12 protein-coding genes are annotated in these 16,078 nt (G+C 44.4%); 5 read left to right on the top strand and 7 right to left on the bottom strand.

Annotated features, from left to right (window positions below; translation table 11 throughout):
* Nucleotides 1-401: 401 nt before the first annotated feature.
* Nucleotides 402-581 carry a hypothetical protein gene (locus KIH87_RS02350; protein WP_232359939.1) on the top strand — a complete coding sequence of 60 codons (180 nt, stop codon included), beginning with the start codon at nucleotides 402-404 and terminating at the stop codon, nucleotides 579-581.
* A 27-nt stretch (nucleotides 582-608) separates the two neighbouring features.
* Here KIH87_RS02350 and KIH87_RS02345 read toward each other — a convergent pair whose 3' ends face one another.
* On the bottom strand, nucleotides 609-953 hold the full coding sequence (locus tag KIH87_RS02345; RefSeq protein ID WP_232359938.1) for an MGMT family protein: 345 nt from the start codon (nucleotides 951-953) through the stop codon (nucleotides 609-611).
* Nucleotides 954-1,061: 108 nt separating this feature from the next.
* The gene (locus tag KIH87_RS02340) at nucleotides 1,062-1,301 is read right to left on the bottom strand and encodes a hypothetical protein (protein WP_232359937.1); all 240 of its coding nucleotides are present in this window, start codon (nucleotides 1,299-1,301) and stop codon (nucleotides 1,062-1,064) included.
* Between the two features lie 666 nt (nucleotides 1,302-1,967).
* On the opposite strand from KIH87_RS02340, the gene KIH87_RS02335 reads away from it, so the two are divergent.
* Nucleotides 1,968-3,062 (top strand): ParB/Srx family N-terminal domain-containing protein, encoded by a 1,095-nt coding sequence (locus tag KIH87_RS02335; RefSeq protein WP_232359936.1) that lies wholly within the window; start codon nucleotides 1,968-1,970, stop codon nucleotides 3,060-3,062.
* A 57-nt stretch (nucleotides 3,063-3,119) separates the two neighbouring features.
* On the opposite strand, the gene KIH87_RS02330 is transcribed toward KIH87_RS02335, so the two are convergent.
* Nucleotides 3,120-5,207, bottom strand: coding sequence for a TonB-dependent receptor (locus KIH87_RS02330; protein WP_232359935.1), 2,088 nt, complete (start codon nucleotides 5,205-5,207; stop codon nucleotides 3,120-3,122).
* 150 nt (nucleotides 5,208-5,357) lie between these two features.
* Nucleotides 5,358-6,641 (bottom strand): Nramp family divalent metal transporter, encoded by a 1,284-nt coding sequence (locus KIH87_RS02325; RefSeq protein WP_232359934.1) that lies wholly within the window; start codon nucleotides 6,639-6,641, stop codon nucleotides 5,358-5,360.
* Between the two features lie 374 nt (nucleotides 6,642-7,015).
* On the opposite strand from KIH87_RS02325, the gene KIH87_RS02320 reads away from it, so the two are divergent.
* Entirely contained in the window at nucleotides 7,016-8,068 is a 1,053-nt protein-coding gene (locus KIH87_RS02320; protein ID WP_232359933.1) for a LacI family DNA-binding transcriptional regulator, read from the top strand.
* 211 nt (nucleotides 8,069-8,279) lie between these two features.
* Nucleotides 8,280-9,158 carry an ROK family protein gene (locus KIH87_RS02315; RefSeq protein ID WP_232359932.1) on the top strand — a complete coding sequence of 293 codons (879 nt, stop codon included), beginning with the start codon at nucleotides 8,280-8,282 and terminating at the stop codon, nucleotides 9,156-9,158.
* A gap of 93 nt (nucleotides 9,159-9,251) precedes the next feature.
* Here the strand turns inward: KIH87_RS02315 and ilvC are convergent, their stop codons facing one another.
* Nucleotides 9,252-10,748, bottom strand: coding sequence for a ketol-acid reductoisomerase (ilvC, locus tag KIH87_RS02310; protein WP_232359931.1), 1,497 nt, complete (start codon nucleotides 10,746-10,748; stop codon nucleotides 9,252-9,254).
* Between the two features lie 281 nt (nucleotides 10,749-11,029).
* On the opposite strand from ilvC, the gene ilvY reads away from it, so the two are divergent.
* Nucleotides 11,030-11,911 (top strand): HTH-type transcriptional activator IlvY, encoded by an 882-nt coding sequence (gene ilvY / locus KIH87_RS02305; protein ID WP_232359930.1) that lies wholly within the window; start codon nucleotides 11,030-11,032, stop codon nucleotides 11,909-11,911.
* 29 nt (nucleotides 11,912-11,940) lie between these two features.
* Here the strand turns inward: ilvY and KIH87_RS02300 are convergent, their stop codons facing one another.
* Together KIH87_RS02300 and KIH87_RS02295 are read right to left on the bottom strand one after the other, a co-directional pair.
* Entirely contained in the window at nucleotides 11,941-13,458 is a 1,518-nt protein-coding gene (locus KIH87_RS02300) for a YifB family Mg chelatase-like AAA ATPase (protein ID WP_232359929.1), read from the bottom strand.
* A gap of 174 nt (nucleotides 13,459-13,632) precedes the next feature.
* A complete protein-coding gene (locus KIH87_RS02295) occupies nucleotides 13,633-16,077 on the bottom strand; it encodes a TonB-dependent receptor (RefSeq protein WP_232359928.1) in 2,445 nt (814 codons plus the stop codon).
* Between the last annotated feature and the right edge of the window lies 1 nt (nucleotide 16,078).

Below are 16,078 nucleotides of genomic sequence, written 5' to 3'. Positions count from 1 at the left end.
GTTATTAAGTTTAAATATTGAGCTACTGTAACATCAAAGTAAGGAAAATAATGCTGAATACAGTGTGCGGTTGAACAAGTTCTACACGCACTAACGACTGAAACTTTAGATTATTATCCGTTGATTAGTTATTGAACAAAGTGGAATCCCGCCCTGTTACTCTCTCTATTTCCACCTTACGCATTCATCCCACTTATTAATCCAACTCATAAGGTATATCTAAAGGTCTTAAACTTAGGACTAAAGACTTATGTATATTTTCTCACTCATTCGTTAATTTAAATAATAGATGTTTCATGAAGTTAAGTTTTATTGATAGTTATGCTGCCTATTTTTGCTTTAGCAACAAGCAGAATGAGACGATAACCAAGGTATAACCAAGTAGTAAACGAGGTGTGTTTATGGCTTGCCTAACCAGAAACCTGCAAAAACAATTACGTCGCTATATTGAAGTGAACTTTAATCGTTCATGGCGAACCCGGCCTGAAAAATTGCGCACGGAATTGGTGAATAAAGGGGTGTGTCCTTCAGATGTCACCGTGGATCAAATGACCATGATTGTGAAGAGTATCGATGATTAACCAATCCATCGAAAACGCTTAGAGAGCTTAGTAATCCAGATTAAATAGCAACTCAGCCAAATCAGGTTGCCATTGAAATTCGGCTAGCTTAACCCGGTTATTGAATACAGCCACGCCTTCTTCCTGCAGCAATCCTTTTTGTCGCTCGGCATATTCTGAACCCGCGGGAAAGGCGATTTGCCCATTAGAACGTAGCACTCGATACCAGGGAACGATCATATCATCAGGCACATAGCCCATTGCCTTTCCGACCAAGCGAGCTCTTCCCGGCAACCCAGCCAGGTCAGCGACCTGACCGTAACTGGCAACCTTGCCTTTAGGGATCTGCATAGCTGTACGCCATATTCGGACGTATTGAGAATTTTGCTTCATTACTTTATCCATGACGAGATTAAGAGGGACAAAGAGCCTGAGAAGAACAAAATAACGCGCGAAACGTTAATAAACAAGGAAGCAAACGCGATCATAGAACCAATAAGATTAGCTTAACTCTAAATCCAGTACCTTTTGCTGTGCGGTAGATGCAAGGGAAGAATGAGAGCGAGAAGTAGATGAGCTATCAACTGATTCAGCATCTGCCATTTCAGACATTTCAAGAAAGTGAATAGCCAGTTGTTCTTCGTCGATGTAAACACCGTTTTCAGAATCGTTATAACCCTGACGATAGCCTTGCAAAAAAGCCCATTTAACCAACTCCAGATTTTCTTGCGTTAACTTCATTAACTATCTCCTACCATGAAAACGACTTCAGCTCGAACGGTAAAAATTTTCGAACTCAGCCACTATACGGGATTATTCATAAGGGTCAAGAAATTGGTCTCCAAAAGCCGTTTATTCCACCAAAAGCAATAAAAATACACCACCTTGGCATTTTGCTTAAAAACACTAACAACTGTTTGATTGTTAAGCATAAAAATGTAAAACAAGAAACACCCAAAAGGGACATTATTAAACCCCAAAAATTACAATGCGATAATAAAAGGGCATAACAATGAGAAATATTTTCCTATCATTTTCAATAAAATAACCGAACAAAAACAAGTTTTAACGAGTCATAAAATTAAGACACGGATATAATCCATGTAGATATGACGCGTTTCATTGGTTATTATTAAGGCAACCGAGAGTATTCGGTATTTCTTAACGAGAACTTGATCTATTTTTGATTTATACAAACTGATGTGCAGACACATTCAACATGAAAAGAAACATTTTTAGGTCAGTATTCCGTAAGCTCTATATTACGCGTCTATAGTTAATCAAAAGAGTGCTTGAAAGCACTCTGCATTTAACCTGGACTCGTCCACTTGCACTTGTGGTTTGGTAGTACACAAAAGTCGAGTGTTTCACGAGCACTTGCATGATTAGAGGTCAGAAGACGTCAGTATGACAAAATTTGGATTAAAGGAGCAGTTACTTACTTCGCTGCGACAGCACAACTCTGTTGAAGCTGAAAGGGTGGATTATCGGGCTATTTTTCTCAGTCATATCGTTCCAGACCCCGACAACGCCCGCTTTTTACCCTCCGTTATAATTAGCGATGAACACGCCAAACAGCTCACCAGCCGTAAACTTTCCAAACGCCAGTTACTAGAACTGTACAAAGCAGAAAATAAGGTCATTGTTGGCAAAGCATGCTTTATTAACTGTTGTGAAAAAGGCTCCGAAGATTGGAAAAAAGCGGCAGACAGTATCGAAAGCATTATAGAACTCTCCAAACACATTGCCGTTTCCGAACTCATTCACGCGCCAAGCATCTATCCTCTCGGTAACGGGCAGTATCAGATTCTTACGGGTCATCGACGCTTCTTCGCCATGATCTACACCTTTGGCAGTGGCGCAGCCGCTCAATTCAAAGTGTACGACCGTCCTCCATTGCTAAAAAGCACCAAACAATTTCAGGAAAATGCCAGCCGGGTTGACCTGCCACAATATGGCAAACTAACGGCTTTTGTGGCTGCACAATTGGAATTGGAAGAATTGTCGAACGCCAGAATGCAACTAGGGCAAAAGAAGCTGACCGTGCGCGACAATGCCAGTTTAATGGGCATTTCAATGGGTGCTTACGATAACTACAACGTATTAACACGCTACCCTTGTGTGACTGAGTTATATGAGCGCGGCTTGAGTTTACCACTCACCAAAGCCAAGAAAGTGGTATTGGATGCCGAAGCCGAATACGCAGAAAAACATCAACGCCAGCTGTTTAATGTGCTCGATAAAAAAGAGATTAATCGATTAATCAGAGAACGTTTAAGTGGCGACAAAGCTCCGGCTCTCAAACAAGACAAGCCGTTTCAATTCAAGAACATTTCCGACCCGAACATTGTCAAACAACTCTTTGAATGCAACATTCTACAAATGAATGTCGGCGTCGATTGGAATGCACTTGATTGGAATAATCGAGAAGAAGTGAATCAGGCAATTGCGAATGTGATCAGCTACCTTGAACAACAAGCGAGTCAGGATTCCGCAGCCTGACTTTAAGCGTTTTAATACAAAGGATGGCAGATTAAGCCGCCATCCTGTTGGGTTTTACTACAGCTGATAACCAACCGAGACATACAAAGCTCTTGGCTCCCCTACAAAATATCGGTAATTACCAAAACCGAAATCTGCGCGTTCCGCGTAATCCTTATCAAATAGATTCAATAAGCGAGCCGATAATGTCCATTGTTCAGACACTTGCCATGCAGCACGTAAATTCACTAATTCATGCCCCGCGTATTGAGCCGTATTCTCAGGGTTAACGTAATAATCTCCCATCAAAACCCATTCTAATTCAGCACTATGCCCTTGTTCAGAACGCCACCCAATCACAGCATTAGCGATCTTGTCTGGCGCAGTATCAATTTCATTGCCCAAAATGCTGCCAGAAAAGCTGATTTGAATATCATTCGCGTATTTATGCTCGGCAAAAGTGGCACTGGCAGAAGCGTACCATTCTGGTAAAAACTGCCATTTTACGGCCAGCTCAACACCTTTATGATCGGTTTCACCATTATCGATATTTTGCCGTTGAGTATCCTGAAAAATATGATTCTTCTTGCTCATATCGAACCAGGTAACATCGTAAAACCAGTTTTCAGCCGCACCACGAACCCCAATTTCAAAGGATTCCATATATTCTGAATCCAACTGCGTGATTTGCTGCCCATCTTGCAAACGGAATAGTTCAGTAGCCTGAGGCGGTCTAAAACCACGAGCATATTGCGCATAAATTCTATGATTCTGCGCTACGGCATAATTGCTTCCCAAGCGAACCGACCAATCCGAAAAAGAAACTCCTTGATCCTGAGGGCGTATAAAGCGGCAATTATTCACTGCTGGCGCACAGGCCGAACCCGCAGGAGCCAGCGTGTTGTAGTCGTACTCGGTGTCGTCGTAGCGAATGCCGGCATCAATGGTTAATTCATTTGATACTTGCCATGACACATTCACAAAAGGAGACCAATTTGCAGCGTCGACTTCATAGTCATAATGAGTGCCTTGCGGCAAATGAGGGGCGAATCCTTGTTCCTGAACTTCAGACAACCAGCCCTGGGTAAAGTCCCAATCCAGACCACTAATCAGCTCGATATCGTTGAATTTTCGATAATACTGCATTTGCATTCCCACGCTTTTATGACCGTTGTTTTCAACGGGTTTCCAAGGCACAAAATGCATCAGGAAGGTCATGTCGTGATAACGTACATAAGGTGTAATTTGATAATACTCATTGTCCTGAGTTTGATAGCGCCATTGACTGTAACCACGAAATGATTGGCTATCGCGATACGCTTCAGGGTTAGGATTACTTTCCTTGAGAGAGGGATCTTTATAAGCCTCAAAACCTTCAATAAATCCCGCAGTTTCCTGGTTCAAATTCGTAAAAGACAACAAGTTCTTCACCTGCCACTCATTGCTATGAAATTGGTGAACCAGATTCAATTTCTGCTGCCCGTAGCCGCTATCGTCCTTATAGCCATCGTCTTGAGTTGCATGTCCATAAGCAGCAAAAGCATGTTCATTCATTTGCTTTGAAACAGTGAACTTGCCACGAGTATAGCCATGAGCCCCCGCTTCCAGCGCTAATCCCAACTCAGGCAGCGAAGTGGCATCGGGTGAGATAACGTTCACCATGCCGTGTAATGCATTCGCACCATATAAGGTGCTCATTGGGCCACGAATTACTTCGATTTGGCTCGCTTGCTCGCTGTTAACACCAAATAATTGATTGGCGTTACAAAAGCCCGGAGCACGCAGCGAGATGCCATCTTCAGCCATATAAAAAGCACCACAAGCTCCCGCTCCAGCCAAGACAGGCGAACGAATTGCTGTTAAGTGTTCCTGACCATTACCCCGGCTTATCCATACTCCAGGAATTCGCATAAGCGACTCATTGATATGTGTTGCGTCTATCAGCTTGATGTCGGCATTATTCAACACGCTGACATTACTGCTTTCATCCAGTAGCAAGGAATCTTGTCGTTGAGCACTGACAACCACTCGCTCAATATCGTCAAGCAACAGGGTCTTATTCTCTGTTGCAGGATCTGCCAAAGAAAAACCCGAAAAAGTCAGGGTTGAAAAAGCCGCAATTACAAAGATTGGTGATGTAGAAATACAGGATGATGTTCTTGCCATAGTAATGAGTTTCTGTCAGTCAAAGAAATAGAGAGTGCTAATTTTTTACCGGCGCGGACTGTAACACGGGCACCAAAGGGTCTCAATAGCTTGTAATGAAACCACCAATACGAACACAACAACAATAGAACACAGATAACTGAGCACTAACTAAAAGAAGCGCCACATCACATAAAAACAGCTAAAGGCCAGTAACAGAGCAAAACAAGCCCAGGTATACAGCATGAAGTTCTTTGTCAATTTAGCTTCCTCCGGAATCACTGGAAGATGCATGGCTTTAATATTGATATAAGCAAAGAAAGGCGCGAAAACGAAAGAAATGGTGGTCGCAAAATCAATCAAACTTTTAAGCTGGCCAGAAAACCAAAATATCACTAACCATCCACCGACAGCCATCAACAACACGCAAATACGATACCACTTATGATGCTGTTTCAATGAATCGACATGAGATGACTCATGTCCCTGCACAGCGCGACTCACGACATGGCTAAAGCCATCAGCCACCGCAATACAGGTTGAAAACATGGCAACAAAAATCAATAGGCTAACAACGGGTTTGCTCCAATCCCCTAAGGCAGAGACAAAGATCTGAATCAGTTGAGCAGAAAAACCTATCGCACTGCCACTTAACGTTTCACCACTGCCAAACAATAAACGTGCTCCCAACACCACAAATACAATGGCAAATAGCAAGCAAAACAAATAGCCAAGATTAAAATCAAACACGCTGGCAGCGCTTTTATCTTTGACAGATAAGGCTTGCGAATTACTGCCCTTTTCATTGGATTGCGCGTTGCGCTCGACAACCCAAAACGATTGCCAAACCGACACTTCAATAGTGGTCGGCATCCAACCAACCAAGGCAACCATGAAAGCGATACTGGCAGGAGCCCAATAATCCACAGAAACACTATTCCAGTCTTGCGCCACCGGCGCCTTACCCAATACCGCAACAAGCGCAATAACACAGGTAATGGCAAATACCACCATCATGAGTTTCAAGCTCTTATCCAGCCAACGATAACCACCAGAAAGCAATAACCCTATACAGGCAGACAACACCAGCGCTGACCAGGTAAATATTGACCATCCTGTATCGAAGATATTGGCTAGCACACCTGCCGCTACGATGGTTACCGCAGCTTGAACAATGAACATAGTTGAGACGGTGAGCAGCATAAACAATCGGTAAGCCCATGTTCCAACCTTACGATAGCCTTGCAATAGGCTTTCACCTGTCGCGGATGCGTAACGAGGCCCCATTTGAAAAAACGGCCATTTCACCAAATGAGCCAAAATCACCAACACGATCAGGCTGTAGCCGAAATCTGCTCCAGCGCGCGTTGATTGCACAACATGAGAAACACCAATACTGGTGGCAGCGAATATTATGCCCGGCCCAATGGAACGCAGGTATACAGATAAATTCATGAGTTAGGCTCGACTTGTACTAGCAGCAAAGTTGATTGCTTTAAATAATTTGCAGAAATTAAACCTCATTGCTGAAAAGCAGGAAAGTATATTGTGTGTAGAAACCGGATTTATTGCTGTTTCAAGAACCATGAAAGTCATATTTTTAGCGGTTCACAACAATTATTTCATCTGAACTTGCCAGATGAAAATTTGCGTATGAAACGAGCACGTTGAGTTTTTTTATTACCCATTCACCAAGAACAAAATAAAAACACTAAAAACTGCGCAAATTATAATCAGACATTAGTCCCATAAAGCCAGAAGTAGCTTAACATCTAGCCTCAGTATGCTATTGTTCTCATCCTGATACATTTTTTTTACATCGATGTAAGATGCCGAATCATAACAAGCCATTAAATTTGAAAGATGTCGCCCGCATACTGGGTGTTTCAACGGCTACGGTATCCAATGCCTTTAACCGTCCAAGTCAACTTTCACAAAAATTACGAGAAAAAATTCTCACTGAATCTCACAATCTGGGATATCACGGGCCGAACCTCGCTGCACGTTCATTGCGTAGGGGAAAATCCGATGTCATTGCTGTCGTTTTGGCCGATTCCCTTTCCTATAACTTTTCAGATCCTGTTGCCAGCCAATTTCTGCAAGGGGTTTCTGATGTACTGGTTCAGCACAGCAAACAGTTACTCTTGCTATCAAGTGAGCTGGCTGGAAGAGAACAAAGCACTATCGAATCTCTGCCTGATGGATTTATCTTCTATGGCACTCCTTCGGGAGATTGCTTCGAACGTATTCACAAATTAGGCAAGCCAATAGTAGCGGTAGATTTCGACCCCGAAGGACTTCCCAATGTGAAAGTGCCCAACGAATCAGCCGCAGAAGAGATCGCTCTACACGCCCTGAAACATAGTCATGGCTCAGTTGCTATCGTAGGACTGAGATTGACCAAGGCAAAAGAATCGACACCATTAACCCCTGATGATTTAGAACACCCCAAACAGGATGTTGCATATAAACGCTTATTGGGATACTTGCGTGCCGCCAATAAGATGAATATTGAAATACCCGCTCATCATATTTGGCATACCCCTGAAAATACACCCGAAATAGCCGAGGAAGTGGCACGGCAGATACTGGGTAGTACAGAGCCACCCGATACGATTATTTGCATGAGCGACGTATTGGCACTAGGCGTATTGCGCGTTGCTAAATCCATGTCACTGGATATTCCCGAAGATCTACAGGTAGTAGGATTCGATGATATTCCCGAAGCCTCTCGTGCCGAATCGCCCCTGACAACGGTGTGCCAGCAGAATGTGAATAAAGGACAACTAGCCGCAAAACTACTGTTAGGTGGCGATTCCAAGGATATTTCGGTTAGTACCAAGCTAATAATTCGAAAAACCACACGAAATAAAGTTGAATAAAACTCACCATGAGAAGTATTATTCAACTTACCAATCTGATTAGATAGATACCAACCCGACTAAATAAAATTGGCAAGGACGCTAGTTCACTAACAACCCTGATTAAGGATGTTAAAACTCATCACCTCCACCTATCAAACTTAAACGTTTTATTCGTTTGATAAGGGGGCGTGAAAAATTTATGAAAACGAATTCTAGGTACGAGGGTGACATGACCAAGTTATATGCCGTGATCGAAGCTGGTGGGACAAAATTCAATTGCGCAATTGTCGATGCAGACCGCAATATTTTGGCCGAAACCCGGATCCCAACCACAACGCCAGATCAAACACTGCATGAAACCATCGCATTTTTTCAGGCACAAAAAGAACAGGGATACCACTTCGACCAACTTGGATTAGCCACCTTTGGCCCCGTGGATTTAAACAAGGAATCAAAGCATTACGGACACATCACCGCCACTCCAAAACCGCATTGGTCTTACACCCCAATTGTCCAACAATTAGAGCGAAATCTACAATGTGACGTGAACGTTGACACCGACGTAAACGCAGCCGCTTTAGCCGAGTATCGTTGGGGAGCGGCTCAAGGAGCTTCGTGTTGCATTTACGTTACCGTTGGAACAGGTATTGGTGGCGGCGTAGTGATAAATGGCAAGTCTTTAAAAGGACTTATTCACCCTGAAATTGGTCATATGTTAATAGGTGATATTGATGGGGTTTCCGGTGTCTGTCCATTTCATGGCAGTTGTATTGAGGGTTTAGCTGCTGGTTCATCCATGGGTAAAATCTGGGGTATACCAGCCGAAGAATTGTCCGACAATCACAAGGCTTGGGAAGTCGAAGCTAAAGTATTGGGACGACTTTGCCATAACTTATTAGTGAGCTTTAGTCCTGAGAAAATCGTCATGGGCGGCGGCGTAATGGCGAAGCCCGGATTACTTGAAAAAGTGATTCAGGAAACAGAACAAAGCTTGGCGGGTTATATGTCACTTCCCGAGAATATCACTTTCAATGAGATTATCGTTCCACCCGGATTAGGGCAACGATCCGGATTGTTTGGTGCGTTAGCTCTTTTGATAGAAGAATAAAAAAAGCCCTACCAAAGGTAGGGCTAACAAGTGCTCGGCAAGCACCTAACGACAGAAACTGTCAATTGAAAGGAAAAGTTTGAATACCAAAACCTACTTAGTAGCTTCCACGATAGTTTTCATATCTTTCATGTAACCACGTAACTCTGCGCCAATAACTTCGACTGGATGTTGACGCAGTTTGGCATTGGCTGCCACTAACGCCAGATTGTCTACGCTATTAGTCTTGCTAGCCTTCTGCTCTAAACCGACACCAACCAACATTTTGTCTAGCCCAGGCATTAACTTTTCACGCAATAAAGGCACTGCTTCATTAGCAAACAAATAATTGCCATATTCTGCAGTATCCGAAATCACCACATTCATTTCGTACAAGCGCTTACGCGCTATCGTATTTGCAATTAACGGAGTTTCATGTAGTGATTCATAATAAGCCGACTCAGGTAAAATCCCGCCTTCTACCATGACTTCAAACGCCACCTCAACACCAGTTTTGATCATGGCAATCAGGAAGATACCCTTGTCGAAAAATGTTTGCTCGTCGATCTTGCCGTCATATACAGGCGCACGCTCAAACCCGGTAGATTGAGTTTCTTCACGCCAGGTCAGCAAGTTCTTATCGTCATTTGCCCAGTCTTCCATCATGGTTCTGGAAAACTCGCCCGAGATAATGTCATCAAAATGCTTCTCGAACAGAGGACGCAATAAAGATTCCAACTCCTCAGACAAAGTGATGGCTTTCAATTTGTCGGGGTTGGAAAGGCGATCCAGCATGTTAGTCACACCACCAATTTTTAAAGCCTCGGTAACTGCTTCCAAACCATACTGGACGATAGCGGCGGCATAAGCGGGGTCCTCGCCTTCTGCCACCATCTTATCATAAGCCAAAATCGCTGCTGTTTGCTGCATACCACACAGGATGGTTTGTTCACCCATCAAGTCAGATTTTACTTCTGCAACAAACGAAGATTGCAATACACCAGCTCGGTCACCGCCCGTCGCTGAAGCTAGTGCTTTGGCAATCGCCAAGCCTTCGCCTTTAGGATCGTTTTCAGGGTGAACCGCGATCAAGGTTGGAACACCAAAGCCACGCAAGTATTCTTCTCTCACTTCTGTTCCCGGGCACTTGGGAGCACACATAACAACAGTGATATCAGAACGAATTTGCTTGCCTTCTTCCACGATATTGAAACCGTGAGAGTAGCTCAGTGTCGCGCCTTGCTTCATCAATGGCATGATGGCATCGACAACGCTGGAATGCTGTTTGTCTGGCGTCAGGTTGTAAACCAAATCCGCCGTAGGGATCATTTCTTCGTAATTCCCTACTGTAAAACCGTTTTCACTGGCACGCTGAAAAGAGGTACGTTTCTCATCAATTGCAGCCTGACGCAGTGTGTATGACACATCCAGTCCTGAATCACGCATATTCAAGCCCTGGTTTAAACCTTGTGCTCCGCAGCCAACGATGACGATTTTTTTGCCTTTCAAAAACTGGCAGCCATCAGCGAATTCTTCACGCTGCATAAAACGGCACTGCCCTAATTGGGTCAACTGTTCGCGTAACGACAAGGTATTGAAGTAGTTTGCCATGCTATAAAACCTGTATTAAATCTGAGTCTGTCGAAAATAATTTACTGCTAAAACACTATTAACGATTTTGTTGTTTTTGTTTGTTGGCAAGGCTGTAAACACACATTTGATTATCACTAAGTGACGGATCATCTAGTGAAGCCACCTAGTAAAGCGCGTGGTGACTTTCATCACTGCCCTGACTTGCTGACAACGATACTCGCTTTTTTATATTGTTTAAAATGATATATATGCAATACTTTATTTCATATTATGCAACATAGAAAAAACGAGCACTTTCTGTGGACATTCGCACCTTAAGCCTGTTTCAACACTTAGCACATTCTCTGCATTTTTCACGTACAGCCAATGCGATGTACGTTAGCCCATCAACATTGAGTCGTGCGATTCAACGTTTAGAAGAAGAATGTGGTGCAGACTTGTTTATTCGCAATAACCGCTCGGTAAAGCTAACGGCCATAGGTAAACAGGTACTGGATTTCTGCGATGAATTTCTGATGGCATGGCAGGAATTAAAACAAGACATCGACCAACACAACGAAGCCCTTCGCGGCGAGCTCACTATATTCTGCTCGGTCACAGCCAGCATTAGCCATTTACCCAGCCTGTTAGACGGATTCCGATTTCAGTATCCACAAGTTGAAATCAAGCTTTTTACCGGCGACCCCGGTGAATCGGAACAATGGGTGTTAGGGCAAAAGTCGGACTTAGCCTTCGCCATACACACTCCTCACTTTCCCAAGGAATTAACCTTCTACGAATTGGATCGCATTCCATTGGTATTGGCAACGCCAAGCAGTATGGGAATTCACAGTATTAAAGACATTAGCTGGAAAGATACGCCAATGGTGCTACCCGAATCGGGGCCATCAAAACGGATCGTACAAAACTGGCTCCAGGAACACGATATCAAACCCAACATTTACGCCAATGTGGGCGGTAACGAAGCCATCGCCAGCATGGTGGCATTGGGCTGCGGTATTGGCTTCATTCCCAAAATCGTACTGCAACACTCTGTTATTAGTAACAAAATCAATATGCTCGAAGTCCCTGATATTGAGCCCTATCGCCTAGGCTTAACCTGCCTGGTAAAACGCGCGGAAGAACCCGCGATTAATGCATTTTTGCATCAGCTTCCTGGAAACAAGGAGGTATATCCCTAAAGCAGGAAAATTCCAGCTCGATAAAAAAGCTAATTGTTCTTCAACTGCCGTATCAACCTTTCCAGCGCCCGATAGTTCATCGCTTCGGCGAGATGCTCACGCTGAATATTGGCTTCTTGTTGCAAGTCGGCGATAGTGCGAGCGACTTTGAGAATCCGGTGGTAACTACGAATAGAAAGCCCCAGTTGAGTAACAGCACTTTCCAGAAACTGGCGATCAGCCTGATTTAAACTACAATGTTGTTTGATATCAGAACCCGACATTTCAGTGTTAATTTTACCGCATCGCTGCAATTGACGATTTCGAGCCTGAATCACTCGTTGCTGGATGATTGCACTGGTTTCACCCTGACGCTGAATTTCATCAGAAAATGCGTGGGTTGGAATACGAGGCACTTCGACTTGTAAGTCGATACGATCAAGGAATGGGCCCGACAGTCGATTTAAATAACGCAAGATCACCTCTGAACTGGTTCGCCCATCATCGGCATCACCAGTAGGGCTGGGGTTCATAGCGGCAACAAGTTGAAAGCGAGCAGGGAAAACGGCCTGACGAGCGGCTCGAGAAATACACACTTCTCCCGACTCCATTGGCTCACGTAAAACGTCTAAAACCTTACGGTCAAATTCGGTGAGTTCATCAAGGAACAACACGCCTTGATGTGCTAACGATATCTCTCCTGGCCTTGGATTACTGCCTCCTCCAACTAGTGCCACGGCAGAACTTGTATGATGAGGGGAGCGGTACGGACGCTGCAACCAATGCTCCGATATCTTGCCCTTGTTAGAAATAGAAGCAATCGCGGCAGATTGCAACGCTTCCTCTTCGGTCATCGGTGGCAATATGCCGGGAAGCCGATTGGCTAACATGGTTTTCCCCGTGCCAGGAGGCCCTGAAAACAAGATATTATGACCACCCGCGGCAGCAATTTCCAATGCACGCTTCGCACATGATTGTCCAACAATATCCTGCATATCCAGCAATAAATCCGGATTATCATCGACGAATTGTCCAACAATGGCAGGTTCGAGTATTTCCTGTTTTACCAAATGTCGAAACACTTGCGCTAAGTGAGAGGCAGGATAAATCGTGAGATCTTTGAGAAGTGACGCTTCAGGTACGTTGCCTTCCGGCATGAACACTTGCTTACCCGCTTTTTTCGCCGCGATAGCAAAAGGCAAGATACCGGGAATAGCTCTTAGCTCTCCCGATAACGCAAGTTCACCGACAAACTCAACATCACGAATGGCTTCTGGTTCAATTTGACCAGCCGCAGTGATAATGCCAATAGCAATAGCGAGATCAAAACGTCCGCCTTCTTTTGGCAGGTCGGCGGGCGCTAAATTAACCGTTATACGCCGGGATGGAAATTCAAAGTGCGAATTGATTAAGGCACTACGAACCCGGTCTCGACTTTCTCTGACAGACGCTTCTGGCAGACCGACAATATTGAAAGCCGGTAAGCCATTGGATAAATGAACTTCAACGGTAATGAGTGGTGCTTCAACACCGAGGCTGGCTCGGGTATGAACGATGGCAAGTGACATAGCAACTCCTTTGCGTTTACTTTTTAATCCCTTTTAGTAAGTTGTCACTGTGCCGCCATCATCAACAAATTGCAAGGCATAGAATGGAAATCATTGAGTTTGTGGAAGTCAAAATGTTGCAGAAGGAACCCACTTCCCTGTGTGTCCTACACTATGAACTTGTTAATTGAGCAGCTAGAAACTGGCTCTCACACCCATAACCACACCTCGGCTTGGTAACGGTGCTCGGTCTTTCAGGAATGAAGTATGAACTCGCGCTTCTTCGTCAGTCAGGTTGGTGCCGCGAACAAAGAAGATCCAATCCAAATCAGCGGCTTGATATTGGTAGTTAAGGCTCATATTGACCAAGGTATAACCGTCGGTCGCCGTTTCGAATTCAGACACATCAGTTTGGTCGTCATACCAGACCACTTCAACATCACCGTACCAATCCTGCACTTCAAACCCTAGTTCAGCACCGATTCTCAGTGGTGGAATTCGAGGTAGATTGTCGGAATCCACTTGAGCACGGATATAATCACCATAAATGTCCAATTTCCAAACATCATTAATGCGGTAGTTAGCTTGCGCTTCCAACCCATAGATATCAGCATCTTCCTGCACAAAACGATAAACAGGGAACCCCTGAGTTTCAGCTTCATGCTCATCAGCAACATCAGGCTCTTCACCATCACCATGATCATGCGTTATTTCCGTTGCATAAAATCCGGTATTGGCTTGGTACATGTAATCATTTACCTGATTGTAAAAAGCAGAAACGGTAATGCCCCAATCACCAATATAACGACGCCAGGTAATGTCAATGTTGGTACTTACTTCTTCTTTAACACCTGCTTCATTTAGTTCGACATGCTCACCATCCAATACAAACATGGCACCTAAATCATAAGTCTGGGTTGAAAGGTGATTACCGGCAGAAAATAGTTCCTGATGGCTAGGTGCCCGCTCTGAACGAGCAAGGGAAATGGCAATAGAATAGCCCGGCGTGTATTCCCAGTTCGCACCCGCAGAAAGAGATACATTGGTAAAAGACAATGAAGGAATGTTCAGTGCTTCACCTGCATGTTCTTCATCGTGCTCTTCTTGATTATGCCCTTCTTCGTGAGCAGCCTCGTCATGCGCTTCATACAGCAACAAATCGACGGTAACAGGGTCGGCACTTAAATCGGTAGATTCCAAACGACCACCAAACTGCACCGTCACTTTCTCGAAGCGTTTTTCTTCTAATAGGTACAAAGCAATACTGTCAGTTTCACTGGGTGGCGTATAAGCTTCGTCCCCAATCGCTGCAAAGTCGGTATTGCTATAGTGCAAACCAACTACACCATGCCAACCGTCAAATTCATCGTGATGAATCGCAATACGGCCTTCTTTGGTTTTATTGGTGAAAATCGTACCGACATTTTCGCCTTCGAGCTCCGTATGCTGATAGTCGGTGTAAGCACTACGGAACTTCACTGTAGAAATGCCTTTAATCGGCGCGAACCACTCACCCGATAACTGATAGCGATCCATATCCACTTGCAAATTGACCGCTTCTTCTTCGTGCTCTTCACCAGCATCCATTTCATCGGCATGTTCATCTTCATGCGCATTATGAGAATGCCCCGGAACACCATAGAAGTTATCCAATGTCTGAATAGCAAAGCCGACATAGCCCTTATCTGTCACATAAGACAACCCACCGGTGTAGTTGCTGGTGTCGATAGCACTTCCTTCTAACGTGCCAGATTCATCTTCTTCGTGAGGCTCACTTAATGCGTAGCCCGGAATACTGTAGTCGTCGGTCTTGCGATCATAAGCATCAAAATGGAATGCCACATTACCTGTGCCACCCGTTATGTCCATCTTGCCAAAACGCTCATTTCCTGAGGTTTCATAGCGAAGCTCAACTTCGCCTTCCAATGCATCTGGCACATAAGATGGAATACGACGGTCAACGATATTCACAACTCCACCAATGGCACCACTACCATATTGTAAGGTCGCAGGGCCACGAAGCACTTCCACTTGCTGCGCTGACGAGGTATCGCTGGCAACATTGTGATCAGGGCCAATACGGGAAGCATCGGAACTGTCCAAACCATTTTGCACAATCTTGACTCTTGGGCCATCAGTACCGCGAATAATTGGGCTACTGGCAACCGGGCCAAAATAATTGCTGTGAACACCAGGAGTCGATTTTAGCGTTTCACCCAAGGTTGGAGCTTGTTGTTTACGCAACTGTTCCGCACTTAGCACTGATACGGGAGTGACCGATTCTAATACAGATGTTTGTAGTGAATTAGCAGTAACAACAATGTTTTCTACGCTGGTAGGGGTTAATACAAAGTCCGCGACCAGTTTCTCAGGAATCTCGCCGATATCACGATCTCCATGGATATGACCCGTTGAATACACATGAAGATGAACATGTTCAGGATCAACATTATCCAAAGAGTAACTGCCGTCTTCCGCAGAGAAGGTCTGAACATTAGTGCCTTCAATTGTGATTTCTGCATTTTTTACCGGACGTCCATCGGTGTCGGTAATTTTCCCGCTGATAGTTGCGGCGAGAGAAGAAGTGGAAAAAGCAAGTCCAATTGCCAGAGAGAGATAAGTGTGCCTGATAGTTTTCATG

Origin of the sequence: Paraneptunicella aestuarii, from assembly GCF_019900845.1 — a bacterium.
Taxonomy (GTDB): Bacteria; Pseudomonadota; Gammaproteobacteria; order Enterobacterales; family Alteromonadaceae; genus Paraneptunicella; species Paraneptunicella aestuarii.
This window is presented reverse-complemented; position numbering and strand designations above follow the sequence as displayed.

Excerpts from the sequence above, each read along its gene's own strand:
- KIH87_RS02350 (WP_232359939.1), top strand. The coding sequence starts at position 402 with ATGGCTTGCCTAACCAGAAACCTGCAAAAACAATTACGTCGCTATATT.
- KIH87_RS02345 (WP_232359938.1), bottom strand. The coding sequence starts at position 953 with ATGAAGCAAAATTCTCAATACGTCCGAATATGGCGTACAGCTATGCAG.
- KIH87_RS02340 (WP_232359937.1), bottom strand. The coding sequence starts at position 1,301 with ATGAAGTTAACGCAAGAAAATCTGGAGTTGGTTAAATGGGCTTTTTTG.
- KIH87_RS02335 (WP_232359936.1), top strand. The coding sequence starts at position 1,968 with ATGACAAAATTTGGATTAAAGGAGCAGTTACTTACTTCGCTGCGACAG.
- KIH87_RS02330 (WP_232359935.1), bottom strand. The coding sequence starts at position 5,207 with ATGGCAAGAACATCATCCTGTATTTCTACATCACCAATCTTTGTAATT.
- KIH87_RS02325 (WP_232359934.1), bottom strand. The coding sequence starts at position 6,641 with ATGAATTTATCTGTATACCTGCGTTCCATTGGGCCGGGCATAATATTC.
- KIH87_RS02320 (WP_232359933.1), top strand. The coding sequence starts at position 7,016 with ATGCCGAATCATAACAAGCCATTAAATTTGAAAGATGTCGCCCGCATA.
- KIH87_RS02315 (WP_232359932.1), top strand. The coding sequence starts at position 8,280 with ATGACCAAGTTATATGCCGTGATCGAAGCTGGTGGGACAAAATTCAAT.
- ilvC (WP_232359931.1), bottom strand. The coding sequence starts at position 10,748 with ATGGCAAACTACTTCAATACCTTGTCGTTACGCGAACAGTTGACCCAA.
- KIH87_RS02300 (WP_232359929.1), bottom strand. The coding sequence starts at position 13,458 with ATGTCACTTGCCATCGTTCATACCCGAGCCAGCCTCGGTGTTGAAGCA.
- KIH87_RS02295 (WP_232359928.1), bottom strand. The coding sequence starts at position 16,077 with ATGAAAACTATCAGGCACACTTATCTCTCTCTGGCAATTGGACTTGCT.